The 25,272-nt window shown below is 73.0% G+C and carries 24 protein-coding genes; 6 read left to right on the top strand and 18 right to left on the bottom strand.

Annotated features, from left to right (window positions below):
• Nucleotides 1-86: 86 nt before the first annotated feature.
• Both O2V61_RS13785 and O2V61_RS13780 read left to right on the top strand, forming a co-directional pair.
• Nucleotides 87-1,085, top strand: a complete 999-nt coding sequence (locus O2V61_RS13785; RefSeq protein WP_269183842.1) for a PspC domain-containing protein — start codon at nt 87-89, stop codon at nt 1,083-1,085.
• Nucleotides 1,078-1,362 carry a hypothetical protein gene (locus tag O2V61_RS13780; protein ID WP_269183841.1) on the top strand — a complete coding sequence of 95 codons (285 nt, stop codon included), beginning with the start codon at nt 1,078-1,080 and terminating at the stop codon, nt 1,360-1,362. Before O2V61_RS13785 ends, O2V61_RS13780 begins: the two co-directional genes overlap by 8 nt.
• Nucleotides 1,363-1,469: 107 nt before the next feature.
• Here O2V61_RS13780 and O2V61_RS13775 read toward each other — a convergent pair whose 3' ends face one another.
• The 4 genes from O2V61_RS13775 to guaB form a co-directional block, all read right to left on the bottom strand.
• Nucleotides 1,470-2,492 (bottom strand): sodium:calcium antiporter, encoded by a 1,023-nt coding sequence (locus tag O2V61_RS13775; RefSeq protein WP_269183840.1) that lies wholly within the window; start codon nt 2,490-2,492, stop codon nt 1,470-1,472.
• An 87-nt stretch (nt 2,493-2,579) separates the two neighbouring features.
• The gene (gene guaA, locus O2V61_RS13770) at nt 2,580-4,163 is read right to left on the bottom strand and encodes a glutamine-hydrolyzing GMP synthase (protein ID WP_269183839.1); all 1,584 of its coding nucleotides are present in this window, start codon (nt 4,161-4,163) and stop codon (nt 2,580-2,582) included.
• An 8-nt stretch (nt 4,164-4,171) separates the two neighbouring features.
• Nucleotides 4,172-5,335 carry a GuaB3 family IMP dehydrogenase-related protein gene (locus O2V61_RS13765; protein ID WP_269183838.1) on the bottom strand — a complete coding sequence of 388 codons (1,164 nt, stop codon included), beginning with the start codon at nt 5,333-5,335 and terminating at the stop codon, nt 4,172-4,174.
• Between the two features lie 3 nt (nt 5,336-5,338).
• A complete protein-coding gene (gene guaB, locus O2V61_RS13760) occupies nt 5,339-6,859 on the bottom strand; it encodes an IMP dehydrogenase (RefSeq protein ID WP_269183837.1) in 1,521 nt (506 codons plus the stop codon).
• Between the two features lie 190 nt (nt 6,860-7,049).
• Here guaB and O2V61_RS13755 point away from each other — a divergent pair, with 190 nt between their 5' ends.
• Nucleotides 7,050-7,484 (top strand): DUF5319 family protein, encoded by a 435-nt coding sequence (locus O2V61_RS13755; protein WP_269159197.1) that lies wholly within the window; start codon nt 7,050-7,052, stop codon nt 7,482-7,484.
• A 15-nt stretch (nt 7,485-7,499) separates the two neighbouring features.
• On the opposite strand, the gene O2V61_RS13750 is transcribed toward O2V61_RS13755, so the two are convergent.
• Nucleotides 7,500-8,258, bottom strand: coding sequence for a response regulator transcription factor (locus tag O2V61_RS13750; RefSeq protein ID WP_269183836.1), 759 nt, complete (start codon nt 8,256-8,258; stop codon nt 7,500-7,502).
• Between the two features lie 368 nt (nt 8,259-8,626).
• Here O2V61_RS13750 and O2V61_RS13745 point away from each other — a divergent pair, with 368 nt between their 5' ends.
• Nucleotides 8,627-8,926 (top strand): WhiB family transcriptional regulator, encoded by a 300-nt coding sequence (locus O2V61_RS13745; RefSeq protein WP_036334333.1) that lies wholly within the window; start codon nt 8,627-8,629, stop codon nt 8,924-8,926.
• A gap of 94 nt (nt 8,927-9,020) precedes the next feature.
• Here O2V61_RS13745 and O2V61_RS13740 read toward each other — a convergent pair whose 3' ends face one another.
• The 3 genes from O2V61_RS13740 to groES all read right to left on the bottom strand — a co-directional run bounded on the left by O2V61_RS13740 (nt 9,021) and on the right by groES (nt 12,857).
• Complete coding sequence (locus tag O2V61_RS13740) at nt 9,021-10,634, bottom strand: tetratricopeptide repeat-containing diguanylate cyclase (protein WP_269183835.1); 1,614 nt, start codon at nt 10,632-10,634, stop codon at nt 9,021-9,023.
• Nucleotides 10,635-10,780: 146 nt separating this feature from the next.
• The gene (groL, locus tag O2V61_RS13735; RefSeq protein ID WP_269183834.1) at nt 10,781-12,421 is read right to left on the bottom strand and encodes a chaperonin GroEL; all 1,641 of its coding nucleotides are present in this window, start codon (nt 12,419-12,421) and stop codon (nt 10,781-10,783) included.
• 127 nt (nt 12,422-12,548) lie between these two features.
• Nucleotides 12,549-12,857 (bottom strand): co-chaperone GroES, encoded by a 309-nt coding sequence (groES, locus tag O2V61_RS13730; protein WP_269159193.1) that lies wholly within the window; start codon nt 12,855-12,857, stop codon nt 12,549-12,551.
• Nucleotides 12,858-13,029: 172 nt separating this feature from the next.
• On the opposite strand from groES, the gene O2V61_RS13725 reads away from it, so the two are divergent.
• On the top strand, nt 13,030-14,295 hold the full coding sequence (locus tag O2V61_RS13725; protein ID WP_269183833.1) for a THUMP-like domain-containing protein: 1,266 nt from the start codon (nt 13,030-13,032) through the stop codon (nt 14,293-14,295).
• 213 nt (nt 14,296-14,508) lie between these two features.
• Here the strand turns inward: O2V61_RS13725 and O2V61_RS13720 are convergent, their stop codons facing one another.
• The 4 genes from O2V61_RS13720 to tsaB form a co-directional block, all read right to left on the bottom strand.
• The gene (locus tag O2V61_RS13720) at nt 14,509-16,956 is read right to left on the bottom strand and encodes a P-loop NTPase (RefSeq protein ID WP_269183832.1); all 2,448 of its coding nucleotides are present in this window, start codon (nt 16,954-16,956) and stop codon (nt 14,509-14,511) included.
• Nucleotides 16,957-17,057: 101 nt separating this feature from the next.
• Complete coding sequence (gene tsaD, locus O2V61_RS13715) at nt 17,058-18,092, bottom strand: tRNA (adenosine(37)-N6)-threonylcarbamoyltransferase complex transferase subunit TsaD (RefSeq protein WP_269183831.1); 1,035 nt, start codon at nt 18,090-18,092, stop codon at nt 17,058-17,060.
• Nucleotides 18,089-18,550, bottom strand: a complete 462-nt coding sequence (gene rimI / locus O2V61_RS13710) for a ribosomal protein S18-alanine N-acetyltransferase (protein ID WP_269183830.1) — start codon at nt 18,548-18,550, stop codon at nt 18,089-18,091. The genes tsaD and rimI overlap by 4 nt, the downstream gene beginning before the upstream one ends.
• Complete coding sequence (gene tsaB, locus O2V61_RS13705; RefSeq protein WP_269183829.1) at nt 18,547-19,176, bottom strand: tRNA (adenosine(37)-N6)-threonylcarbamoyltransferase complex dimerization subunit type 1 TsaB; 630 nt, start codon at nt 19,174-19,176, stop codon at nt 18,547-18,549. Before tsaB ends, rimI begins: the two co-directional genes overlap by 4 nt.
• 108 nt (nt 19,177-19,284) lie before the next feature.
• On the opposite strand from tsaB, the gene O2V61_RS13700 reads away from it, so the two are divergent.
• A complete protein-coding gene (locus tag O2V61_RS13700; protein ID WP_269183828.1) occupies nt 19,285-19,965 on the top strand; it encodes an alpha/beta hydrolase in 681 nt (226 codons plus the stop codon).
• 3 nt (nt 19,966-19,968) lie between these two features.
• Here O2V61_RS13700 and tsaE read toward each other — a convergent pair whose 3' ends face one another.
• The 6 genes from tsaE to O2V61_RS13670 are packed head-to-tail and all read right to left on the bottom strand — an operon-like array spanning nt 19,969 to nt 25,253.
• A complete protein-coding gene (gene tsaE, locus O2V61_RS13695; RefSeq protein ID WP_269183827.1) occupies nt 19,969-20,421 on the bottom strand; it encodes a tRNA (adenosine(37)-N6)-threonylcarbamoyltransferase complex ATPase subunit type 1 TsaE in 453 nt (150 codons plus the stop codon).
• Entirely contained in the window at nt 20,418-21,044 is a 627-nt protein-coding gene (locus O2V61_RS13690; RefSeq protein ID WP_269183826.1) for a uracil-DNA glycosylase, read from the bottom strand. The genes tsaE and O2V61_RS13690 overlap by 4 nt, the downstream gene beginning before the upstream one ends.
• A gap of 32 nt (nt 21,045-21,076) precedes the next feature.
• Nucleotides 21,077-22,264, bottom strand: coding sequence for an alpha/beta fold hydrolase (locus O2V61_RS13685; protein WP_269183825.1), 1,188 nt, complete (start codon nt 22,262-22,264; stop codon nt 21,077-21,079).
• A complete protein-coding gene (gene alr / locus O2V61_RS13680; RefSeq protein WP_269183824.1) occupies nt 22,264-23,415 on the bottom strand; it encodes an alanine racemase in 1,152 nt (383 codons plus the stop codon). The genes O2V61_RS13685 and alr overlap by 1 nt, the downstream gene beginning before the upstream one ends.
• Before the next feature lie 27 nt (nt 23,416-23,442).
• On the bottom strand, nt 23,443-24,879 hold the full coding sequence (locus O2V61_RS13675) for an NAD(P)H-hydrate dehydratase (protein WP_269183823.1): 1,437 nt from the start codon (nt 24,877-24,879) through the stop codon (nt 23,443-23,445).
• Complete coding sequence (locus tag O2V61_RS13670; protein WP_269183822.1) at nt 24,876-25,253, bottom strand: holo-ACP synthase; 378 nt, start codon at nt 25,251-25,253, stop codon at nt 24,876-24,878. The genes O2V61_RS13675 and O2V61_RS13670 overlap by 4 nt, the downstream gene beginning before the upstream one ends.
• Nucleotides 25,254-25,272 lie beyond the last annotated feature (19 nt).

The raw sequence follows: 25,272 nt of genomic DNA, 5'->3' as shown, positions 1-25,272 counted from the left end.
CGGAGGCAGGGCGGCCGGTGCGGATCAGGGTCGGCCCAGGGGGTTCCCTGATACCGCCGGGCGCCCGGAGTGGGCAGGCTCGTGGCATGACCTCAGCAGTCCCTCCCTCCACCCCGCCCCCGGCGGCCGAGCAGCCGCCGGGCCCCTGGCCGCCGCCTCCCCCGCCGGGTTCCTGGCCGCCTCCTCCACCGCAGGGCTCCTGGCCGCCTCCTCCTCCACCGGGTGCGGTCGCCCGCCCGCCGCTGCGCCGCAGCCGCACCGACAAGGTGATCGGCGGCGTCGCCGGCGGCCTGGCTGAGTACACCGGCGTCGATGCCCTGCTGTGGCGGGTGGGCGCCATCGCGCTCACCCTCGCCGGCGGCAGCGGCCTGATCATCTACGTGCTGCTGTGGCTGCTCATGCCGGCCGCGCCCGCAGCACCGCCCGGCCAGCCCGGCGCTCCGGAGCAGGCCCGGACCGGTCCGCGTTCCCCGGTGCCCGGGGTGACGATCGCGGCGCTGCTGATCATCGCCGGCGTCGCGGTGATGCTCGACCAGTTCACCGACGTGGACCTGGGCGCCAGCGGCGTCCTGGGCAGCGCGCTGCTGATCGTCGGCGTCGGCCTGGTGTTCGGTGCGCTGACCGGGATCGGCCGGGGGGCCAAGGGCGGGCTGATCGGGCTGGGCCTGGTGCTCTCCGTGGCGCTCGCGATCGCCTCGACGGTCGAGGTCCCCAGCGGCGAGATGGGCGACCGCACCTGGCGCCCGGCGTCGGCGGCCGCGGTGCAGTCGGACTACGGGAACGGGGTCGGTGACCTGCTGCTGGACCTGCGCGGCGTCGACTCCGACGAGCTGGCCGACCTGGACTCACCGATCACCACCCGGATCGACTCCGGGCTCGGCGACATCGAGGTGATCGTGCCCTTCTCCGCCGACGTGCGGCTGGAGGTCGTGCAGGGGCTCGGCGAGACCGACCTGTTCGGCGACAGCGTGGAGACCGGCTTCTTCCCCGGCCGGGGCACGGCCGACTGGTCCGGGGACTCCGAGCCGGAGTTCGAGATCATCATCAACGCAGGTCTGGGTGACGTGGAGGTGTCCCGTGGCTGAGCACGACCCCTACGGACGGCGGGACACCGAGGTGTTCCCGCAGGGCGCCACCAGCAGCTCCACGGCGTCCACCGTCGACGAGTCCGGCCGCCGGCGCGACGTCGACAACGGGGCACTGGTCGCCGGGGTGCTGTTCATCCTGGTGGCGATCCTGCTGATGGCCGGGGTGGACCTGTCCTTCGACTGGTTCGGCAACGGGATCGCCTGGGTCATCCTGATCGGCGCCGGGATCGCGCTGCTGGTCAACGAGTGGCGCAAGGCCCGCCGCCGGAGCTGACGGCACCCGCCGCAGGGCCGGTGACGGGCGGGGTCACCCGGCACCGACCCGAGGCACCGCGAGACCGACCACGAGGGCCCGGGGAGCGACCGCTCCCCGGGCCCTCGTCATCGGCTGATCACCGCGAGCGCGATCGTCCCCGCGTAGATCAGCGGCAGCAGGATCCCCTCGAACCCGATGCCCTTCCGGTCGCGCATCACCAGGCCGGCGGTGAGGACGGTGGTGAGCAGGACCGTTCCACCCAGCAGCACCAGGCTGACGGGCCCGGCGTCCCGGTAGATCGGCCCGTCCAGGTAGAAGGCGTCGGCCACGGCGATCATCAGCGTGTCGAAGGTGTTGCCGCCGATGATGTTGCCGACGCCGAGGCTCAGCGCCCCCATCCGGACCGCGGTCAGGAGCACCACCAGCTCGGGCAGGGACGTGACCCCAGTGGTGAGGGTGAAGCCCACGACCCCGCTGGGCAGCCCGGTGCCCTCGACCACGCCGAGGCCGGCCTGGCCGATCACCCAGCCGGCGACCCCGACCACCAGACCGAGCGACACCAGCAGGGACCACAGCCGGCGGGTGCTCCGGTCGGAGCCCTCCTCCTCCGGGTCCTGCTCCACGGTGGCCGAGGTGTGCGTGGGGATCCACATCGGGTGTCGGTCCATCCGCCGCAGCAGCACCAGCCCGTAGCCGTACAGCACGGGGATGAGCAGGGTGAGCGGGTGGATCCAGCCCAGGCGCAGGTCGGGGGTCGCGTAGGCCATCACCGGCACCGAAAGCAGCGCCACCAGGATCAGCGACTGCATCACGTTCTGCAGCGACGCCGCGGAGTGCTCCAGGTTGGCCCGGCGGTAGACCAGGTCGGCGATCGCCAGCCACACGGTCTGGATGGCGACGCCACCGATCGGGTTGGAGAGGCCGAAACCGGGGTCGCCCTCCAGGGCGCCAGTGGCGGTGGCGACGATCCCCGGCAGCGAGGTGACCGCCCCGAGCAGGAGCGCCCCGCCGAGCGCGTCGCCGAGGCCGGTCCGGTCGGCGAGCTCGTCGGCGACGCGGGTCAGCCGGACGCCGGCGAAGATGATCACCACGGCCATGGCGGCGAGTGCAAGAGCGCTGGGCAGCAGCGGCCACGTTCCGGGGAGCACGCGGTGACCTCCTGGGGACGACGATGATCAGGACCGTCGCCCACCCCACCACGGCTGACGATCACCCGCAGGTCGGGTGAGGTGCTCCTACTCCCACTCGATGGTGCCCGGCGGCTTGCTCGTCACGTCGAGCACGACCCGGTTCACCTCGGCCACCTCGTTGGTGATCCGGGTGGAGATCCTCGCCAGCACGTCGTAGGGCAGCCTGGTCCAGTCGGCGGTCATCGCGTCCTCGCTGGACACCGGGCGCAGCACCACCGGGTGGCCGTAGGTGCGCCCGTCGCCCTGCACCCCGACCGAACGGACGTCGGCCAGCAGCACCACCGGGCACTGCCAGATCTCCGTGTCCAGCTTCGCCGCGGTCAGCTCCTCGCGGGCGATCGCGTCGGCCTGGCGCAGCACGTCCAACCGCTCGCGCGTGACCTCGCCGATGATCCGGATGCCCAGGCCCGGGCCGGGGAACGGCTGGCGCTGCACCAGGGTGTCGGGCAGCCCGAGCTGCCGGCCGACCTCACGCACCTCGTCCTTGAACAGCGTGCGCAGCGGCTCGACCAGGGTGAACGTCAGGTCCTCGGGGAGCCCACCGACGTTGTGGTGGCTCTTGATGTTCGCCGTCCCGGTGCCGCCACCGGACTCCACCACGTCGGGGTAGAGGGTGCCCTGCACCAGGAAGTCGACGGTCTCGCCGTGCTCCTTGGCGTCGGCGATCACGTCGAGGGCAGCCTGCTCGAAGACCCGGATGAACTCCCGGCCGATGATCTTCCGCTTCGTCTCCGGGTCGCTCACCCCGGCCAGCGCGGCCAGGAACTGGTCGCTGGCGTCGACGACCCGCAGGTCGGCGCCGGTGACGGCGACGAAGTCGCGCTCGATCTGCTCGGTCTCGCCCTCGCGCATCAGCCCGTGGTCGACGTAGACGCAGGTGAGCCGGTCACCGATGGCCCGCTGGACCAGCGCGGCGGCCACCGCGGAGTCGACCCCGCCGGACAGCCCGCAGATGGCCCGCCGGTCGCCGATCTGCGCCCGGATCGACGCGACCTGCTCGTCGACGACGTTGGCCATCGTCCAGCTCGGCTCCAGGCCGGCGATGTCGAACAGGAAGTGCTCGAGCACCGTCTGCCCGTGCGGGGTGTTCTTCACCTCGGGGTGGAACTGCACACCGGCCAGCCGCCGGTCGACGTCCTCGAACGCCGCGACCGGCGCGCCGGTGCTGGTGGCGGTGACGGTGAACCCGGGCGGGGCGGCGGAGACCGCGTCGCCGTGGCTCATCCACACCGACTGCTCGGTGGGCAGCTCACCGAACAGCTGCCCCGGCGTGGTCACCGTCAGCGGGGTGCCGCCGTACTCCCGGTCGCCGGTGCGGGCCACCGTGCCGCCGAGACTGGCGGCCATCGCCTGGAACCCGTAACAGATGCCGAAGGCCGGCACGCCCGCCTCGAAGACGGCCGGGTCGAGCTGCGGCGCACCCTCGGCGTAGACGCTGGAGGGCCCGCCGGACAGGACGATCGCCGCCGGCTTGCGGGCCAGCAGGTCGGCCACCGGCACGTCGGACCCCACGAGCTCGGAGTACACACCGGCCTCGCGGATGCGCCGGGCGATCAGCTGCGCGTACTGGGCGCCGAAGTCGACGACCAGGACGGTCGGGAAGTCCATGTTCGACAGACCGTTGCTCATCGCCGCGCTCAGCCGGCCAGGTGGCCGGGTGCGTCGTCGCTGCCGCCACCGAGCACCAGGTCGACCCGCTGGAACTCCTTGAGGTCCCGGTAGCCGGTCTTGGCCATGGTGCGGCGCAGGGCACCGAAGAGGTTGGTACGCCCGTCGGCGGTGTCGGCCGGCCCGAGCAGCAGCTGCTCCAGCGTGCCGCGCGGCTCCGCGGCGCCGGAGGTGCCACCGCGCGGCAGCCGCGGGTGCGCGGCGACGGAGTCCCACCACACGCCACCGGCCGGGGCCTCGCTCGCCGCGCGCAGCGGCTCGCCCAGCTGGACGGCGTCGGCGCCGCAGGCCAGGGCTCGGGCGATCGCGCCGCTGGTCTCGATCCGGCCGTTGGCGATGACGTGCACGTACCGGCCACCGGTCTCGTCGAGGTAGTCGCGCCGGGCCGCGGCGGCGTCGGCGATCGCGCTGGCCAGCGGGACCCGGACGCCCATCACGGCGTCCGCGGTCGACCAGCTGTCGGCGCCCACGCCGACGATCACGCCGGCGGCGCCGGTGCGCATCAGGTGCAGCGCGGTCTGGTAGTCCGCCGCGCCGCCCACGATCACCGGGACGTCGAGGTCGGCGATGAACTCCTTGAGGTTCAGGGCCTCCCCCGACGTCGTCACGTGCTCGGCGGAGACGATCGTGCCCTGGATGACCAGCAGGTCGACGCCGGCGGCCAGGATCGTCGGCGCCAGCCACGCCGTGTGCTGCGGGGAGACGCGCACCGCCGTCGTCACGCCGGCGTCCCGCATCTCCTTGATCCGGGCGGCGATCAGGTCCGGCTTCACCGGCTCGGCGTAGACCTGCTGCAGCAGCGCGGTCGGCGGCCCGCTGTCCGGCCCGGCGGCGTCGCGCAGCTGCCGGTAGACGTCGGTCGGGTCGTCGTACCGGGCCCACAGGCCCTCGGCGTTGAGCACACCCAGGCCACCGGCCTGCCCGACGGCGACCGCGGTCGCCGGGCTGACCACCGCGTCACTGGGGCTGGTGACGAGCGGGATCTCGAACCGGAAGGCGTCGATCTGCCAGGCGGTGGAGACGTCGTCGTGGTCCCGGGTGCGGCGCGAGGGGACGATCGACACCTCGTCGAGGTCGTACCCCCGGCGGGCGAAGCGGTTCAGGCCGATCTCGACGTTGTCACGTACTGGCATGGGTCAGCGGCCTCGGTAGTTGGGGGCTTCGACGGTCATCTGGATGTCGTGCGGGTGGCTCTCGGTCAGGCCGGCGGAGGTGATCCGGGTGAGCTGGCCACGGTCCTGCAGGTCGGCGACGGTGGCCGCACCCGCGTAGCCCATGCCCGCGCGGAGCCCGCCGACCAGCTGGTGGGCGACCCCGGACAGCGGGCCCCGGTAGGGCACCTGCCCCTCGATGCCCTCCGGCACGAGCTTGTCGTCGGAGAGGACGTCGTCGGCGAAGTACCGGTCGCGGCTGAAGGACTGGTTGCCGCGCTTCTGCATCGCGCCGAGGGAGCCCATGCCGCGATAGGTCTTGTACTGCTTGCCGTTCATGAAGACCAGCTCGCCCGGGGCCTCCTCGACCCCGGCGAACAGGCCGCCGATCATCACGGTGTCCGCGCCGGCGACGAGCGCCTTGACGATGTCACCGGAGTACTGCAGCCCGCCGTCGGCGATCACCGGCACCCCGGCCGGGCGGGCGGCGAGCGCGGCCTCGTAGATGGCGGTGACCTGCGGGACGCCGACCCCGGCCACCACGCGGGTGGTGCAGATCGAGCCCGGCCCGACGCCGACCTTGACCGCGTCGACCCCGGCGTCGATCAGCGCCTGCGCACCGGCCCGGGTGGCGACGTTGCCGCCGACGACCTGCACGCCGTGGCCGACGTTCGCGAACTCCTTCTTCACCCGGGCGACCATGTCCAGCACGGCCCGCTGGTGACCGTGGGCGGTGTCGACGACGAGCACGTCGACCCCGGCGTCCACGAGCAGCCCGGCCCGCTTGTAGGCGTCCTCGCCCACGCCGAGGGCGGCACCGACGGTCAGCCGGCCGCCGACGTCCTTGGTGGCGTTGGGGTACTGGTCGCGCTTGACGAAGTCCTTGACGGTGATCAGCCCGCGCAGCCGGCCGGCGTCGTCCACCAGCGGCAGCTTCTCGATCTTGTGCTGCTTGAGCAGCGCCAGCGCACGCTCCGGCTCCACGCCGACCGGCGCGGTGACCAGCGGCAGCGGCGTCATCACGTCGCGCACCAGCCGGTGCTGGTCGGTCTCGAAGCGCATGTCCCGGTTGGTGACCATGCCGACCAGCACGCCGTCGGCGTCGACGACCGGGGCGCCGGATATCCGGTAGCGCGCCGACAGCGCGTCGACCTCGGCGAGGGTGTTCTCCGGGGAGCAGGTGACCGGGTTGGTGACCATGCCGGCCTCGGAGCGCTTGACCAGGTCGACCTGGCCGGCCTGGTCCTCGGCGGCGAGGTTGCGGTGCAGGATCCCGATGCCACCCGCGCGGGCCATGGCGATCGCCATCCGCGACTCGGTGACGGTGTCCATCGCGGAGGAGACCAGCGGGATGGCGATCCGGATGCCGCGGGTCAGCCGGCTGCTGGTGTCCACGTCGGTGGGCACGATGTCCGAGGCCCCGGGGACCAGCAGGACGTCGTCGTAGGTCAGCCCCAGCGGGGCGAACTTGGCCGGCAGTTCAGGTGTGCGCTCGTCGGGCTGCATGTGCCGCCACCCTCTCGACTTCCTCGGTGGGAGCGCCTTGCGTGGCGCACGGGTTCCCGCTTCATGTTAGGCGGAGCACCGGAGGGCCCCCGCCCCCCGCTACCGTGGTCCGGTGGTCGGGTGCGCCCGGCCCGGCTGCTGGCTGACCAGCAGTGACCGAGAAGGCCGGCCTGTCCGGCGAGGAGGACACGTGGACGCGTGGGACGACGCATTCGGCGCGACCCCGGATCGCGACCCGGACTTCGGGGACGGTCTCGGTTCCGGTGACCACTCGGTGCAGCCACCGCTCACCATGGAGGAACGGGCCGGGGTGCTCGACGACCTGGCCGAGCTCGAGGTCTTCCGCACCCTGCTGGAGCCGACCGGGGTCAAGGGCATCGTCGTGGACTGCCCCGACTGCGACGAGGAGCACCACGTCGACTGGGCGCTGATGCAGGCGAACCTGCGCCAGCTGCTCGACGAGGGCCAGACCGGCCGGCACGAACCGCCGTTCGACCCCGACCCCGACGACTACGTCAGCTGGGACTACGCCAGCGGCTACGCCGACGGGGTGGCTGCGCTCGCCGAGCGCGAGGAGCCCACCGGCCGGCACGGCACCGGCGGCCGGCACGCCCGCGACGACTGAGGGAGGAACGCGAGGTCAGGTCATGATGCCGCGGCGGAAGCCGGTGGCGACGGCCTCGGCGCGGTCCTTGGCGCCCAGCTTGCGGAACAGCCGCCGCGCGTGGGTCTTGATCGTGTCCTCGGACAGGTAGAGCTCCCGACCGATCTGGGCGTTGCTCTTGCCCTGGCTCATCCCGGTGAGCACCTGCATCTCCCGCCCCGACAGGGCGGCCTGCGGCGTCTCGGGCACCGTGGACCGCACGGTGGTCGGGGCCAGCCCGGCCAGCGGGCTGGCGCCGCTCCAGCCGGAGCCGGCAGGGGCGCCGGCGAGCATGCCCGCGTGCTGCGGGTTGCGGGGCGCAGGGGCCAGCTGGTGGGGCAGGCGCCCACCCTCGGGACGCATGCCGGTGCGGGACAGGCCCAGCCCGAGCTCCACCGGGCTGGCGTCCCAGCGGAGGTAGCCCCGCGCGCCGAGGGAGACCGCGGCGCGCACGGTCTCGGCGTCGTCCGGTGCGCCGAGCATCAGCACCGGCAGCGCGGGGTGGGCGCGCAGGACCTGGGTGGCCACCGACAGCCCGCTGTCGGTCGCCCGCTGGGTGCCGACGAGGAGAACGTCGGGCACCCGGTTGTCCAGCCGGGCCATCAGCGACGCGGGGTCGGCGACGGCCTCGACGCGGCTGACGAACGGCAGGGCCAGCAGCCGGCCGGCGACGTCGTCCCGGACCCGGCGGCGCTCGTCGAACACCCAGACGACGGATCCACCGCTGCCGTTGCCCCGCGTCCTGTCCTCGATCACGACTGCTCCCGTCTGCGCCGGTCGGAGCCGGCGGCGTACCGACCGGGCGTCGCCCGGGCGGGTGGCCGGAGCGGGGTGGTCCCCCCGCTCCCGGGAGCGCCGGCACCGCCGGTCTCCCGGACGGGTGTCGGGGTGTCCCCCACCCTGGTGGTCGGCACTCACTGTGACCACCTTGATCCGCTGAGTAGTGCAGCAACAGTGGCCGTCACCCCCGCGGGTGACGACCCGTGAGCGCGCGACGGCTGAAGCACAACTCGGCCGATCTCGCAGGACGAGCACGATCGGTCGTGTTTGCGGCTGGTCGGCAGCGGGCATCGGCCCGGAAGCGACCGGGCAGACCCCCCGGTGCACCGAGCCGAGGAGGTCCAATGGCTGACATCCGCCGACTGCCCAACCCCGTGGCCGAGGTCTGGGACTGGCAGCTGCACGGTTCCTGCCGGGGCGAGAGCACTTCGCTCTTCTTCCACCCCGACGGTGAGCGCGGGCCGGCCCGCGCGCGCCGTCAGGCCGCTGCCAAAGCCGTCTGCGGACGTTGTCCGGTGATCGAGTCCTGCCTCCAGCACGCCCTGTCGGTCCGCGAGCCCTACGGGGTCTGGGGCGGCATGAGCGAGGAGGAGCGCGCGCGGCTGATCGCCGCCGAGCCCGCCGCCATCGCCGCCGCGGTCTGATCCCGCCGGCGGGAGGCCTCCCCCGCTGACGAGATGCCGAGAGGGCCGGTCCGACGAACGTGTCGGACCGGCCCTCTCGGCTGTCCGGCACCGCTCAGCCCAGGTCGCTGACGACCAGGTCCCGCCCTCGGGTCTTCGCTCCGTAGAGGTGCTCGTCCGCGCGGCTGAGCAGACCGGCGATCGTCGCGCCCGCGTCCCCGGCCGTGGTGGACACCCCGGCGCTCAGCGTCACCGCCAGGTCGTCGGCCAGATCGCCCCACGGGTGGGCGGCGACCTCCCGGCGCAGCTCGTCCAGCTGCCGGACGGCGCGCCGCAGGTCCCCGCCCAGGAGCACCAGCAGGAACTCCTCGCCCCCCATCCGGGCGGCGAAGCCACCCGGGACGACGGAGCCCGACGCCGCGGCCTCCAGCCTCGCCGCCACTGCGCGGAGCACCTGGTCCCCGACGTCGTGGGACCACGTGTCGTTGACGCGCTTGAAGTGGTCCAGGTCGATCAGCGCCACGGAGACGACCTCATCGGCCGCGGTCGCCCGGGCCAGCACCTGCGGGAGCTGGTCGTCGACGAAGCGCCGGTTGTACAGGCCCGTCAGCGGATCACGCAGCGAGAGCTCGCGGTAACGCCGGCTCTGCCGCCGCGCCTCGGTGGTCTCGTACATCGCCTGCAGCGCCCGGGCACGGGCATCCCGTTGCACGGACTGCAGGTCCAGCGCCGCCTGGCAGTACAGCTGGTGTTCCTCGAACGCCGCCCGGAAGTCAGCACCTGCCGCGTGCAGCTCGGCCTGCTCCCGCCGGGCACGCACCCGGATGGCGGTCAGCCCGTGCTGCTCGCACCGGCGCACGCACTCGTCGAGCGCCTGCTGCGCACCCGCCACGCGCCCCCGCCGACGACGGACCTCGGCCAGGGTGAGCAGGAAGTCGGCGCCGGCGTCCCCGTCCGACGAGGCGTCCAGCGCTCCGGACCGCGTCCCCGGCGCGAGGGCGTTCTCCGCCTCCTCCAGCCGGCCCAGTCCGAGGAGGGCTCGGGCGATGGTGTCCAGCCGCCCGACGTGCAACACCACCCCGTGTTCGTCGGAGAGGGCCTGCAGCTGCGTGCTCAGGGTCAGGGCACCCTCGTACCGGCCGGCGATCGTCTCCACGTAGGCCCAGTTGTTCAGGATCAGCAGCTGCCGGTCCACGTCACCGAGCTGCGCGGCGAGACCGAACACCTCCGCGTACCGCTCCCGCGCTCCCTGGTCACCCTGCAGGCCCTGGCAGTCGGCCAGCCGGGCGAGGTGGTCGATCCTCAGCACCGGCGGGTCCTCGTCCCCGAGCAGGTCCACCGACTGGACGGCGTGCTCCAGGGCCAGCGAGAGGTCGCCCAGCTCCTGGAAGACGGCCGCCAGCAGGAAGTGGCTGCGGGACAGCAGGTGCCGGGAACCCGCGTCGGTGGCCCAGCGCTGCACCTCGCGGGCGACCCGGCCGGCCTCGGCCACGTCCCCGCGTCGTCGGGCCAGGTCGGCCGCCACCAGTCGCGCCCGCAGCTCCAGCTCCGGTACGTCCAGTGCGCGGGCGGCGTCCTGCGCCGCCTGCGCTCGGTCGCCGATGCCGTCGCGGTCGAATCGCGACAGCGCCTCCAGTTCGCTGAGGGCGGCCGCCAGCTCGACGGCGTCCGCAGCGGTCGCCGGAGAGGAGAGGGACGCTGCCCTCTCACCGGCCTCCGTGTCGTGCACACCACCCCATCGACCGCCCGACGGACAGCTTGAGCCCGGCCTCGGCGGGCTGACCCGCACGGGGTGTGCCCACCCGGCGGCCAGGAGCGCCTCCGCCCCCGCTCCCAGACGGGAACGGGGGCGGAGGTCAACCGGTCGCGCTCAGCTCAGTGGCTGTGCCCGTGGCCGTGCGAGTGCCCGTGGGTGTGGTGCCCGGCACCGTCGGACTCCTGCTCGGCGGGCTTCTCCACGATCGCGGAGTCGGTGGTGAGCACCATCGCCGCGATCGAGGCGGCGTGCGAGAGCGCCGCCTTGGTGACCTTGACCGGGTCGATGACGCCCTGGGCGGCCAGGTCGCCGTACTCGCCGGTGGCGGCGTTGAAGCCCTGGCCGATGCCCAGCTCACGGACCCGGCCGACGACGACCGGCCCCTCGAACCCGGCGTTGGAGGCGATCAGCGCCAGCGGCGAGTCGATCGCCTTGCGCACCGACCGGGCACCGATCAGCTCGTCGCCGGTCAGCTCCAGGTCGTCGATCGCCGTGGCGGCGTGCACCAGCGCAGACCCACCGCCGGGGACGACGCCCTCCTCCACCGCGGCGCGGGTGGCGGCGATGGCGTCCTCGATGCGGTGCTTGCGCTCCTTCATCTCGACCTCGGTCGCGGCACCGACGCGGATGACCGCGATGCCGCCGGCCAGCTTGGCCAGCCGCTCCTGCAGCTTCTCGCGGTCCCAGTCGGAGTCGGTCGCCTCGATCTCCTTGCGGATCTGGGCGACGCGGTCGGCCACGGCGCCGGAGGTGCCACCGCCGTCGACGATCGTCGTGTCGTCCTTGGTGACGGTCACCCGGCGCGCGGTGCCCAGCACCTCGAGGCCGACGCCGTCCAGGGACAGGCCGACGTCCTCGCTGACGACCTGGCCGCCGGTGACGATGGCGAGGTCGGTCATGAACGCCTTGCGCCGGTCGCCGAAGTAGGGCGACTTCACCGCGACGACCTTGACGGTCTTGCGGATCGAGTTGACGACCAGGGTGGACAGCGCCTCACCCTCGACGTCCTCGGCCACGATCAGCAGCGGGCGGCTGCCGGTCGCCAGGACCTTCTCCAGCAGCGGCAGCAGGTCGGCCAGGGCGCTGACCTTGCCGCTGACCATGAGGACGAGGGCGTCCTCGAGGACGGCCTCCATCGCCTCGTTGTCGGTGACGAAGTACGGGGAGAGGTAGCCCTTGTCGAACTGCACGCCCTCGGTGACGTCCAGGTCGGTGGTCATCCCGTTGGCCTCTTCGACGGTGATGACACCGTCCTTGCCCACCCGCTCCATCGCCTCGCCGATCAGCTCGCCGACCTCGGCGTCCTGGGCGGAGACGGTGGCGACCCCGGCGATGGCCTTCCGGTCGTCGACGGGGATGGCGACGGCGTCCAGGGCGGCGGAGACCGCGTCGACGGCGGCGCGCATGCCGCGGCCCAGGCTCATCGGGTTCGCCCCGGCGGCGACGTTGCGCAGCCCCTCGTGCACGAGGGCCTGGGCCAGCACGGTGGCGGTGGTGGTGCCGTCGCCGGCGACGTCGTTGGTCTTGGTGGCGACGTTCTTGGCGAGCTGGGCGCCGAGGTTCTCGTACGGGTCCTCGAGATCGATCTCCCGGGCGATGGTCACGCCGTCGTTGGTGATCGTCGGGGCGCCGAAGTTCTTGTTGATGACCACGTTCCGGCCGCGGGGGCCGAGGGTGACCTTGACGGCGTCGGCGAGCTTGTCGACGCCACGCTCGAGGGCGCGACGGGCGTCCTCGTCGAACAGGATGATCTTGGCCATGCCAGACCTCTCTCAGGTGGTGCGGAGGAGAACGGAGGCAGACGACGACCGCCCCGGGACCCGGTGGTTCGGGTCGCCGGGGCGGTGTCGTGCTGTGTCGTGCGCGGCCCCTGTCGGGGCCGGGGTCCTACTTGGAGACGACGGCGAGCAGGTCGCGCGCGGAGAGGACGAGGTAGTCCTCGCCGCCGTAGCGCACCTCGGTGCCGCCGTACTTCGAGTAGATGACCACGTCGCCGACGTTCACGTCGAGCGGGACCCGGTTGCCGTTGTCGTCGACGCGGCCGGGGCCGACAGCGATGACGGTGCCCTCCTGGGGCTTCTCCTTGGCGGTGTCCGGGATGACCAGACCGGAGGCGGTGGTGGTCTCGGCCTCATTGGCCTGGACCACCACGCGGTCCTCGAGCGGCTTGATGTTGACCTTGGTAGCGGTCGTCACGTCGTGACGCCCCCTTCGGTGTCGGACGGGCTCTCGATGGATGGTGCTGATGCTGTGGCACGGGGGCTGGGCCTCGCCGTCGCGGGGGTCGGGGCCCGGCCCGTGTCGATTGGCACTCTACCCATGTGAGTGCCAGCCGCTCAACCGGGGTCCTGCCCAGGTGGGGACGGCGATGCGCCAGGCTGTGCCGGTGCCCGGCGACCCCCACGACGACGAGCCCGGCGGGCAGGCCGCGGAGACGGTGCGCCAGCTGCAGGCCCTCGCGACCCCGGCCGGTGGGGCGGCGCTGACCCGCGCCCGGGAGCTCCTGGCCGGACGCGCCGACGCGGTCACCGCGCTGACCCGGCTGCGGGCCGAGGTGGGCGTGGAGCTGGCCGGCCCGGCCTGGGGCATCGCCCGGCAGCGGGAGCGGGCCCGGCCGGTGTTCGGCGCCGACGCCGACCGGCTCTTCTTCACCGCCGACGCACTGGAGCAGGCCGGCCGGCCGGTGCTCGCCGACCGGCGGGCCGCCCGGTTGCTGGCCGGCGGCGTCCGGTCGGTGGTCGACCTCGGCTGCGCCGCCGGCACCGACACCATCGCGCTGGCCCGGGCCGGCGCCACCGTGGTCGCCGTCGACCTGGACCCGGTCGCCCGCGAGCTCACCCGGCTCAACACCGCGGCGTCCGGGCTCCCCGGTGTCGAGGTCCGCGACGCCGACGCCGTCCAGCTGGTGGCCGCCGCGAGCGAGGGCCGGGTGGCCGGCTGCGACGCCGCCGTCCTCGATCCCGCCCGGCGGGCCGGCGGGCGTCGCCAGCTCGACCCCGACCGCTGGTCCCCAAAGTGGTCGACGGTGCAGGCGCTGCTGGACGCCGTGCCCACCTGCCTGGTGAAGGTGGCTCCGGGGCTGGACCACGACCGGGTGCCGGCCGGGGTCGAGGCGGAGTGGGTGTCGATGGGCGGGTCGATCGTCGAGGCGCTGCTGTGGGGACGGGCGCCCTCGCGCACCTGGCGCCGGGCCACCGTGATCGACCGGGACGGCGGAGTGCACGAGCTGACCGCGGACGCCGACCCCGGTGATGCCGAGCCGGGCCCGGTGCGCGGCTGGCTGCACGAGCCCGACCCGGCGGTCATCCGCTCCGGCCTGGTCTCCCTCGCCGCCGCCGAGCTGGACGCGACCCTGGTCGACCCGACGATCGCCTACCTGACCTCCGACGCGGCAGCGGACTCCCCGTGGGTCAGCTCCTACCGGGTGAGCGAGGTGCTGCCGTTCAACCTGAAGAAGCTGAAGGCGCTGCTGCGGGCACGCGGGATCGGCCGGGTGGTAGTGAAGAAGCGGGGCTCGCCGATCGAGCCCGAGGCGCTGGCCCGCCAGCTGCGCGGCCCCGGCGAGGGCAGCGCGGTCGTCGTCGTCACCCGCGTCGCCGGCGCCCCCACCGTGCTGGTCTGCGACCCCTCGTGACATATCGCGGCAGTGCAGCGGCCCCCTGGGCCATGCAAGCAGCCGCGAGTTGGCCCCACCGAGCACCAGGTGGTCGACTCTCTGGCCGCGAAAGACCCGCACCGTTGGCGGTCAGCACGTCGACCACCGCGGCCCGAGACGACGCCGAGACCACTGTCTACACAAGGAGGCGGGCCCCTTGTTTGAATTATCGATGACAAGCCAAGGAAAAGACTACGCACTGATAATGGTTTGATACCGACTGAGCAGTCGCGCCAGTTCCAGACGAGTGTCTTCTGTAGCCGCGAATACGGAAGAGACGTTGTCATGAATTCTCAGCCAGTCTTCCGTAAGACGACCCCACAACTCATCCACTTCTCCGTCGATAGCGAGTCGCTCAAGTAGTCGAAGCGTGTGCGACAGGAACGCCAGCCATGTGACCAGATTTTCGGGGTCCAGATCGCTGGCTTTTTCGAAGGCATCATAAGTGCGATCGTAGTAGTCGCCCAACTGGGTCCGATCGGCCTTCGCGCCACGGGCTGCAAGCACAGTGCCAAGGGTCGTGTAAGAGTAGGCGTCTTCCCGGAGCGAGATCGCACGCTGCGCATAGGACTCCGCCCGCGCTAATGCGTCATCACTCGTTTCACCCAAGTGTCTACTCATGATCGCGCGCTGCTCCCAGTAGCGCCCACTCCAACTACCAAAGCTGTTAAACAGACTTTCGTACCAGGCTTCGTGATTACCGTGCGGGAATATTGCAGCTACATTCCTGTAAGCCATAAGTGACCCAACGAGCAGGGATGTAGCATTCCTTTCTCGTTGACTGGACCGACTGAGCCGACTCGACAGGCGACCGATTGCTGCACTCAGAAGTGAGAGCGCTGACTGTTCGCCTAAACGGTCAATGACTGGCTGCAACGCCAACCAACGTTGACGAGTGCCGACCAGACGGCCGTCGGTTGACAGCACCGAGGATAGCTGTTCACCCCTGATCATGCGGACGATTTGCTCACTCGGCATCTGCATCATTTGGGCGGCATCAATGACGGGAAGTCGCCGATCGACGCGAGCCGCCACTGAGGCGAACAGTAGAAGCACCAAGTCTTCTTCCGACTCCACCGCGCCAACCTCGACACCCACCCGACGGCCAAAGCCGGGTGCATCCGCCAATTCCGCCATGGCGGCAAAGAGCTCATGGCGGCGGAAGTGCGCGATTCGTTCGCGGTCGGTGCGCACCGCTTCGAGCCGCCCCAGACGACCGGCGGCCTGCAGCCTGTCGACCAGTCGCCCGGCGTCCGTACTCGTTAGTCGCGAGTTGATCGAACGCGTCTTGCCATCCACGAGAAGGTTAGGCGGGATTCGACCAATGATTCCAGCGCTACGCTCGAACTGGTCGACCGCGAGCACCGATATTTGTAAACCGGCATTGCGGGCTCTGCGCAGCAGGGTTGCAACATCCTCTGCGATATCCGCGATGCCGTCGAAGATCAGCAGTAGAGCTCTACCGTCCGCAGCATACTGAACGATGGCGTCCACATCTGGTCGTTCATCTTTAGTGTAAAGAAGTACGCGCCATGACTGTCGCCTAAATGCGAGCGCTATGGCATAGAGTCCAGTGCTCCTACCTGACAGTCTTTTACCGGTGTAGATGAGAGCGCTCGAAGCAGGAATAGACTGCCCGAAGCGGCGCACAAGAGCAGCGCCTGACCTAATCCAGTCCAACTCGGCGTGGATAGACGACCGGACGTCATCCCAGATCGGTTCGTCGCCACCCAGGAGGTCGTGATTCCTGGGGATCTTGACCGTCTTGTTCGTAGTCAGCTCTCGAAATTGTCGACCTACCCTAAAGGCCAGTTCTTCCAAACGAGTCGGCGCGACATTAAGATCCACACCCGCCAGTTCCCCCCATACGTCAGCAAACTCTTCGGCAGTCATTCTGACAGGCACTAGGCGCCACGCGCGCAGATCCGCTTCCACGGCCGGCGATATGTCCGGACTTACGTAGAAGCTTGGCGCATCGTGTTCGGGAAGCCGTCTTCCTACGATGGCTTCAATATCAGGCTCATCGCGAAGCCGTGCGCCGATGATCACCATTGGACTCACCCCGTACGTATCGCGGAAGGCGAGCGGCCAAGCCGACCTGGCTACTGCGGCGTCCGCGTACTCACTGAGCGAAAAGACCAATGAGCGAGGCGCACTATCGAGCACATGCCCATGCAGGTGCACTACCGCCAATTCGCGACTAAGCCGAAACTCGTCATCCCAGGAAACCGTACGCAAAGCGCGGGACTCATCGTTAGCGACCCGCGAGTAGGAACGCTCGAATGAGTCGTCCAGGTTAAGTGTCCATACGAACTCCCAGGGGAAGCGGGCATACTGGTCCATCCAAGCAGGAGGGTCCACCATCGCGAACCGCCTGCGCAACCATGCGTAGACCGCAGCGCCACCCTGCTTATCTACTGCACGGGAGTAGATGCGCCAAAGCAGGTCACCGTCTTCTACTGGCACATCGAATTGCGTACTCAACTCCTCGGCGAGCCTCTTTGCGCCAGGAAGGAGTCGCCCGTCTGCGGACTGCGAGTCAAGGCTGGCACCCGCCCCCAACAGCAGGTGATAGCTACTGTTCGCAGCAGCGCGTCGCAACGCTGTTAGATCGCCCGCCGAAAGACCCAGATCGCACATGCTCAGCATCTCTCCAGTTGGTCGAGTGCGATCACCATATAGCGGTGACCCACTCGTCTAGCGCAACGCGGATGCGTCAACTGGCCAGGGCCGTACAATCTTCACGTACTAATGAGGTCGATCGGCATCGAGCTGTCGGCGCCCAGGTCTACCGGCGCCGGGGCCACCCCTGCCTCGACCAGGCGCGAGCCGAGCGCGGCCACCATCGCGCCGTTGTCGGTGCACAGCCGCGGGCTCGGGGTGCGCAGCACGATCCCGGCGGCGTCGCAGCGCTCCTGGGCCAGGGCGCGCAGCCGGGAGTTGGCCGCCACCCCGCCCCCGATGACCAGGTGGTCCACCCCGTGGTCGCGGCAGGCCCGCACCGCCTTGGCGGTCAGCACGTCGACCACCGCCTCCTGGAAGGACGCAGAGACGTCGGCGACCGAGATCGCCTCCCCGGCGCGCTGGCGGCCCTCCACCCAGCGGGCCACCGCCGTCTTCAGGCCGGAGAAGGAGAAGTCGTAGGCCGCGTCGCGGGGGCCGGTCAGGCCACGCGGGAACGGGATCGCCCGCCGGTCGCCCTCGCGGGCGGCCCGGTCGATCGGGGGCCCGCCCGGGAACGGCAGGTCGAGCACCCGGGCGACCTTGTCGAAGGCCTCCCCCGCCGCGTCGTCGATCGTCCGGCCCAGCTCCTGCACCTCCTGCGCGAGGTCGGGCACCAGCAGCAGCGAGCTGTGCCCCCCGGAGACGAGCAGCGCGATCGAGGGCTCGGCCAGCCGGCCGTGCTCCAGTTCGTCGACGGCGACGTGCGCGGCCAGGTGGTTCACCCCGTACAGCGGGACGTCGAGGGCCAGCGCGTAGGCCTTGGCCGCGGCCACCCCCACGAGCAGCGCGCCGGTGAGCCCCGGGCCGGCGGTGACCGCGATCGCGTCGACGTCGCGCAGGGTCACCCCGGCGTCGGCCAGTGACCGGTGCACGGTCGGGACCATCGCCTCCAGGTGCGCCCGGCTGGCGATCTCCGGGACCACCCCGCCGAAGCGCTCGTGCTCGGCCATGGACGTGGCCAGCGCGTCGGACAGCAGCGTCTGCCCGCGCACCAGCCCGATGCCGGTCTCGTCGCACGAGGTCTCGAACCCCAGCACCAGCGGCTGGCTCATCGCCGCACCTCCCGCAGCATCACGACGGCGTCCTTCCCACTGAGCGGGTAGTAGTTCGGGCGGCGGCCGATCTCGGCGAACCCGCGCCGGCGGTAGAACGCCTGGGTCGCCTCGTCGTCCTCGCGCACCTCCAGCAGCACCGGGGTGCGCCGCCCGTCCGCCTCGGCGAGCAGGGCGTCCAGCAGCAACGCCCCGATCCCCTCGTGCTGCCGCGTGCCGGTGACCCCGATGGTCGCGATGTGCGCCTCGTAGGGGTAGCTGATCAGCCCCGCGTAGCCGAGGACGGCTGCGGCATCGGCGTGGGCGTCGACGGCCACCAGGTAGTGCCGGGTGTCGGGGCGGGCGAGCTCGTCCCGGTACATCCACTCGGTCCAGGTGTCGGGGGCGAAGAGCTCCTCCTCCAGGGCCATCACCGCGGTCAGGTCGTCGACCGTCATGTCCCGCAGCTGCACGCTCACTGGCTCACCGGCTTGCGGGTCACCGAGGGCACCGCGTCGGGACGGCGCAGGTACAGCGGCTCCAGCGGTGCCGGTGGTCGGTCGAACAGGGGCAGGGCGGCGCGGAGCAGCCCGGCCGTGGTGACCTCGGCGGCGATGACCTCGCGGCCCAGCCGCTCGGCGAACCGGACGTCCCCGACGACCGGGTCGGTGACCGGGGCGTCCTCCGGCCGGTCGACGCCGGGACCGGAGAGCCGCACCCCCGCCTCGTCGTAGGTGGCCCAGTGGACCTCCTTGCGCCGGGCGTCGGTGACCACCGACCGGGCGCCGTCGCCGACCGCGTCCAGCGAGCAGACCCCGTGCACCGGGATCCCGCGGGCGTCCCCCAGGGCAGCTGCGCTGACGATGCCGACCCGCAGGCCGGTGAACGGTCCCGGCCCGAGTCCGACGACGACGGCGTCCAGGTCGGCCATCGCGACGCCGGCGGTGCCGAGGGCCTCCCGGATCGCGGGGGTGAGCAGCTCGGCGTGCCGGTTGCCCGAGGGCAGCCCGCGCTCGGTGAGCACGTCGGCGGGGCCACCGGCGGTCCAGCGGGCGAGGCCGACCACGAGGGTCGGGGTGGCCGTGTCGAGCGCGAGGACGAGCACGACCGTCGAGGGTAGATGCCGCCCCCGTCGGCAGCGGCCGGGAGGTTGCGCCCGGGACCCCCTTGTTGATCAACTGCGCGTCCACCGCCCCCGACGACGAGGAACCCCATGCCCGCCACCCTGGTCCTGGTCCACGGCGCCTGGCACACCCCGTGGTGCTGGCAGCCGCTGGTCGACCACCTGCCCGGCGTCGACGTCGTCCGCGTCGCGCTGCCCAGCTCCGGCACCGACCCGCAGTCCCTCGGTGACCTCACCGCCGACGCCGCCGCCGTCCGGGACGCGCTCGCCGGCCTCGAGGGGCCGGCGGTCCTGGTGGGGCACTCCTACGGCGGGATCCCGATCAGCGAGGCGGCCACCGCCGAGCTGGGCGTGGCGCACCTGGTCTACCTGTGCGCCTTCCAGCTCGACGTGGGCGACTCGCTGGTGAGCAGCCTGGGCGGTCAGGTCCCGTCCTGGCAGGAGCTGTACCCGACGCACGTCCGGGCCACCACACCCGAGGCGGTCTTCTACAACGGCGTCTCCCCGGAGCTCACCCGGCAGGCGGTGGCCGAGCTGCAGCTGCAGTCCACGGCCGCGCTCACCCAGCCGCTGAGCCGCGCCGCCTGGACCGAGCTGCCGAGCACCTACGTCGTCTGCGAGCAGGACCAGGCCATCCCGGTGGCCGCCCAGGAGGCGATGTCCGCGCGCGCCGGCACCGTGCTCCGGCTGGACGCCGGCCACTCACCGTTCCTGGCCGCCCCGGCGGAGCTGGCGGCGCTGCTGCGCCCGATCGTCGAGCGGGCCGGCTGAGGCTCAGGCCTCGGTGAGCCGCTGCTCCCAGCCCGCGCCGGCGGGCACCAGCCGGACGGTGCGGACGTCGTCGTCCCGGCGGTCGAGCTCGACGACCAGGTGCTCGTCGGCCAGCTGCTCGACCAGGCCGTGGCCCCACTCGACGACCGTGACCGCCTCCTCGGTGGTGGCGTCGAGGTCCAGGTCGTCGACGTCGGCCATGCCGGCCAGCCGGTAGGCGTCGACGTGCACCAGCGGCACCCGCCCGCCGCGGTGCACCCGGGCGAGCACGAAGGTCGGTGAGGTCACCGGGCCGGGCACCCCGAGGCCGGCGCCGATGCCCTGGGTGAGGGCCGTCTTCCCGGCACCCAGGGGACCGGCCAGCACGACCAGGTCGCCGGCCCGCAGCAGCCCGGCCAGCTCGCGGCCGAACGCCTGGGTGTCGGCGACGGTGGGCAGCTCGTGCTCGCGCTTCACAGCGAGGCCGCCACGGCGTGCAGGTCGGCGGCCAGCGCGGCCCGCGGGGCGCCGTTCGGACCGAACCGGATCGCCGCCGACGGGTGGTAGGTGACCCACACGGCCCGCCCGTCGACGTCGTGCGCCCTGCCCCGCACCTGACCGAGCACGGTGCGTGGGCCGAGGAACCACTTGGCCGAGGAGAGCCCGAGGGCGACCACGACCTCGGCGCCGAGCAGGTCGAGCTGGCGGCGCAGCCAGCCGCTGCAGCGGGCGACCTCGGGTGCCTTCGGGGTGCGGTTGCCCGGTGGGCGGCACTTCACGATGTTGAGCACGGCCACCTCTGCCCGGGCCAGCCCGGCCTCGCCGAGCAGCAGGTCCAGCAGCGCGCCGCTCCTGCCCACGAACGGCCGGCCGGTCTCGTCCTCGGTGGCGCCCGGGGCCTCCCCCACGACGACCAGCCGCGGCCGGCCCGTCAGCGGCACGTCCCCGACGACGACGTGCTGCCGGGTGGCGGCCAGCTCCGGGCAGGCGACGCAGGAGCGGGCGAGGTCGGCCAGCGCAGCCCAGTCCGGCGCGGCAGCGGCGCTCGCCGCGACCTCGGCGGCGGCCGCGTCGGGGCGCGGCGGACGGACGGGGACCACGCGCAGACCCTACGGCGGGGCCGAGGCGGCCGTCAGCGGGTGGGGCGCTGCCCGGCGGCGACCCGGCGGACCAGGCCGACCAGCGCCTCCGTCACCTGCGCCGGGTGCTCCAGCGGCACCAGGTGCCCGGCATCCGGGACGGCGACGTACTCCACGGGCCCTCCGCCCGTCTCCTCGAGCCGCTGCCGGATCCGCTCGCTGTGCGCCTTGGGGATCAGCTTGTCCGCGTCGCCGGTGAGCACCACGGTCGGCACCCGGCACAACGGCTCGATCGCGCCGCTGACGTCGAGCCCGGCGATCGCCGGGTAGAACTCGGCGACCACGTCGACCGGAGTGCCGGCGATCATCGCGTCCACGTAGCGCCCCAGTGCCGGGTCGACGCCGGTGGAGGAGAACGACATCGACCAGGTGACCGCCGACACGACGTCCTTGGCCAGTCGCCGGGTCACCTCGGCGAGCCCGGGCCTGCGGCGCATGGCCCAGACCGCCACCGGCAGCACCGTGGCGCGCACCCGGGTCAGCAGCGCGGGCAGCCCGAAGTCAAGGTCGCCGAGGTTGCCGCTGGAGGTGGACACCAGCGCCACCCCGGCGACCCGGGTCCCGAACAGCTCCGGCCGTCGCTGGGCGAGCGCGAGCACCGTCATCCCGCCCATCGAGTGACCGACGAGCACCACCGGCCCGCGCGGCACCCGTGCGGCGAGCACCGACTCCAGGTCCGCGGCCAGCTGGTCGATCGTCGAGCGCGCGGCGGCACCGCGGCCGGAGGCGCCGTGCCCCCGCTGGTCGTAGAAGACCAGGCGCGCGGTGGGCCGGTGGCCGTTGGCGGTGGCCAGCTGCTCGCCGAGGTCCCTGCGCTGGAACGTCCAGGAGGCCATGGACAGCGCGTAGCCGTGCACGAAGACGACGGTCAGCGGAGCATCGGTCGGGCCGACCTCCTCGACCGTGAGCGCCACCCCGTCGTCGGCCCGCACCACCACCGTGCGGTCGGCGGTACGGCGGCCGGAGCCCAGCGGGTCCTCCCGGCGCAGCTGGTTCACCGGCACGTCCTCGACGGGGCGGCCGTCCTCCCCGCGCTGACCGGCCAGCTGGCCGGCCCGCACCCGGGCCGTCGCCGTCCGGGTGACGGCGACCCCGACCGCCGTCCCGGCCGCGGCCAGGCCGACCGCGGCGCCGACCAGACCGGCCGTGCGGCCCAGGCGGAGGTGGCCGTGCTGCGCCATCAGGCGGTCCCCGCGGTGCCCACGTAGCGGCGGGAGAAGCGGCCGCCCACCCGGGTGACGAGCTCGTAGTGGATGGTGTCGACCGCGTCGGCCCACTGCTGGGCGGTCGGCTCGCCGGCGGCCCCCGAGCCCCACAGCACCACCGTGTCGCCCGGGGCGATCGGGTCGTCGCCCACGTCGAGGACGAACTGGTCCATGCAGACCCGGCCGGCGATCGTCCGCTGCACCCCGGCGGCGAGCACCGGCGCCCGGTTGCCGGCCGCGCGGGGCACCCCGTCGGCGTAACCCACCGGCACCAGGGCCAGCGTCGTCTGCCGGTCCGGGGAGTAGGTGTGGCCGTAGGAGACGCCGGCCCCGGCCGGCACCCGCTTGGTCAGCGCCACCCGGGCCTGCACCGTCATCGCCGGGCGGAGCCCGTACTCCCCCGGGTCGCCGCCCAGCGGGTCCAGGCCGTAGACCGCCACGCCCGGCCGGACCATGTCGTACCAGGTCTCCGGCAAGGCGATCGTGGCCGCCGAGTTGGCCAGGTGCCGGCGGACGTCGGTCAGCCCGGCCTGCGCGGCCAGCGCCACCGCCTCCTCGAAGACCTGCACCTGGCGGGCGATGGTCGGGTGGGTGGGGGCATCGGCGTAGGCGAGGTGGCTCCACAGCCCGGTCACGACGAGGTCGCCGTCGGCCTGGGCGCGCACCGCGGCGGCCACCAGCCCGGGCCAGGCCTCCGGCGTCGCCCCCTCGCGGGACAGGCCGGTGTCGGCGAACAGCTGCACCCGGGCGAGGCGGCCGCCGGCGCGGGCGGCGTCGACCACCTCGGCCAGCGCCCACTCCGCGTTGACCGACAGCTCGACGTCGGCGGCCAGTGCCGCGGCGTAGTCCTCCCCCGGTCCGTGCTGCCAGGACAGCAGGGGCGCGGTGACCCCGGCGGCGCGCAGCGCGAGCGCCTCCTCCAGCACCGTCACCCCGAGGGCGTCGGCCCCGCCGGCGAGCGCCGCCCGGGCCGCGGGGACCAGCCCGTGGCCGTAGCCGTCGGCCTTGACCACCGCCATCAGCGGGCGGGCGGCCCGTGCGCGCAGCGCCGCGGTGTTCTCCGCGATCGCGTCGAGGTCGACGACCACCTCGGCCCGGCTGCCCAGCACCTGCTGCACCTGCGTCACACCGCCCACTGTCCCAGGCCGCCGCGGTCAGCCGGCACCGGCGCGCAGCCGGGCCAGCGTCTCCGGCAGCCGACGGACCAGGTCCCCGGCGATCAGCGGTCCCTGCTCGGCGGCCAGCTGGCCGGCCCGGCCGTGCAGGTGGGCGGCGACGGCCGCGGCCTCGGCTGCCGGCAGCCCGGTCGCCAGCACGGCGCCCAGGATGCCGGCGAGCACGTCGCCGGTGCCGGCGGTCGCCAGCCACGGGGTGCCGGTGCCGTTGACGAAGGTGGTGCCGGCGGCGTCGGCGACGACGGTGGCATCCCCCTTGAGCAGCACCGTGCAGCCCAGCTCCGCCGCACCCCGGCGGGCTGCGGCCAGCCGGTCGGTGCCGACCTCGCCGAAGAGGCGGGCGAACTCGCGGTCGTGCGGGGTGAGCACGGTGGGGGCGGTCCGCTCGCCCACCAGTTCCGGCCGCTGGGAGACCAGGGTCAGCCCGTCGGCGTCGACCACCACCGGCAGGTCGGTCGCCAGCACCTCGGCGAGCACGCTCGCGGCGTCGTCGTCGGTGCCCATCCCCGGGCCGACCACCCAGGCCTGCACGCGTCCGGCGTCCCCCGGGCGGCCGGACGTGACGATGGCCTCCGGCCAGGAGGCACGGACGCCCTCCGCAGCGGTGCCGGCGTACCGGACCAGGCCCGGCCGGGTGCGCAGCGCGGCGCCCGTGCACAGCACCCCGGCGCCCGGGTAGGTGGCCGAACCGGCCAGCACGCCGACCACGCCGCGCGAGTACTTGTCGTCGTCGGGTGCGGGGGCGTCCAGGTGCGGGACGACGTCGGCGTCGGTCAGCTGCCGGGCCGCCGGCTCGGGCAGCGCGGGGCCGAGCCCGATGTCGACCAGGTGCACCGTGCCGGCCTGCCGGCGCCCGGCGCCGACCACCAGCCCGGGCTTGACCGCACCGAAGGTGACCGTGTGCTGCGCGGGGAAGGCGGCGCCGGGCACCTCCCCGGTGTCCGCGTCGACGCCGCTGGGCAGGTCGACCGCGACCAGCAGGCCCGGCCCGGCGGTCGCCTCCTGGACCAGCGCGGCCGCCGGCTCCCGCAGCCCGCCGCTGCCGCCGAGGCCGAGGATCCCGTCGAGGACCAGGTCGGCCCGGTGCAGCCCGGCGTCGGCGGCCTCCGCCACCCGCCCACCGGCCCGGCGGAACGCGGTCAGCCCCTCGGCGTGCGCCCGCTCCGGGGAGAGCAGGACGGCGGTGACGGCCGCCCCCCGTTGCGCCAGCAGCCCGCCGGCGAACAGGGCGTCGCCGCCGTTGTCGCCCGACCCGACCAGCAGCACCACGCGGACGCCGTGGCCCCGGCCCAGCAGCCGCAGGCAGACCGTGGCCAGCCCGGTCGCGGCCCGCTGCATGAGCGCCCCCGCCGGGAGCCCGGCCAGCACGTCCTGCTCGGCACCCCGGACCTGCGCGGCCGTGTGCAGCCCGATCACGGGGCAGTCCCCTCGGCGATCACCATGGCGGAGGCGATGCCCCCGTCGTGGCTCAGCGACACGTGCCAGGAGGTGACCCCCAGCTCGGCCGCGCACCGGGCCACCGTGCCGCGGACCTCCAGGTGCGGGCGCCCGCGCTCCCCGACCACCACCTCGGCGTCGTGCCAGCGCAGGCCGCCCGGTGCGCCCAGCGCCTTGGCCAGGGCCTCCTTGGCGGCGAAGCGGGCAGCCATGGACTCACCGCTGCGCTGGGCGCCGGCCGGGGTGCGTTGCTCCGCCGGGGTGAACAGCCGGTCCCGCAGCCCCGGGGTGCGGACCAGCGAGGCGGCGAACCGCTCCACCGGGCAGACGTCGACACCGATCCCGATGATCACCGGCCCAGTCTGCCTGGCA

The sequence above is a fragment of the Modestobacter sp. VKM Ac-2985 genome (assembly GCF_026967925.1).
GTDB lineage: Bacteria > Actinomycetota > Actinomycetes > Mycobacteriales > Geodermatophilaceae > Modestobacter.
This window is presented reverse-complemented; position numbering and strand designations above follow the sequence as displayed.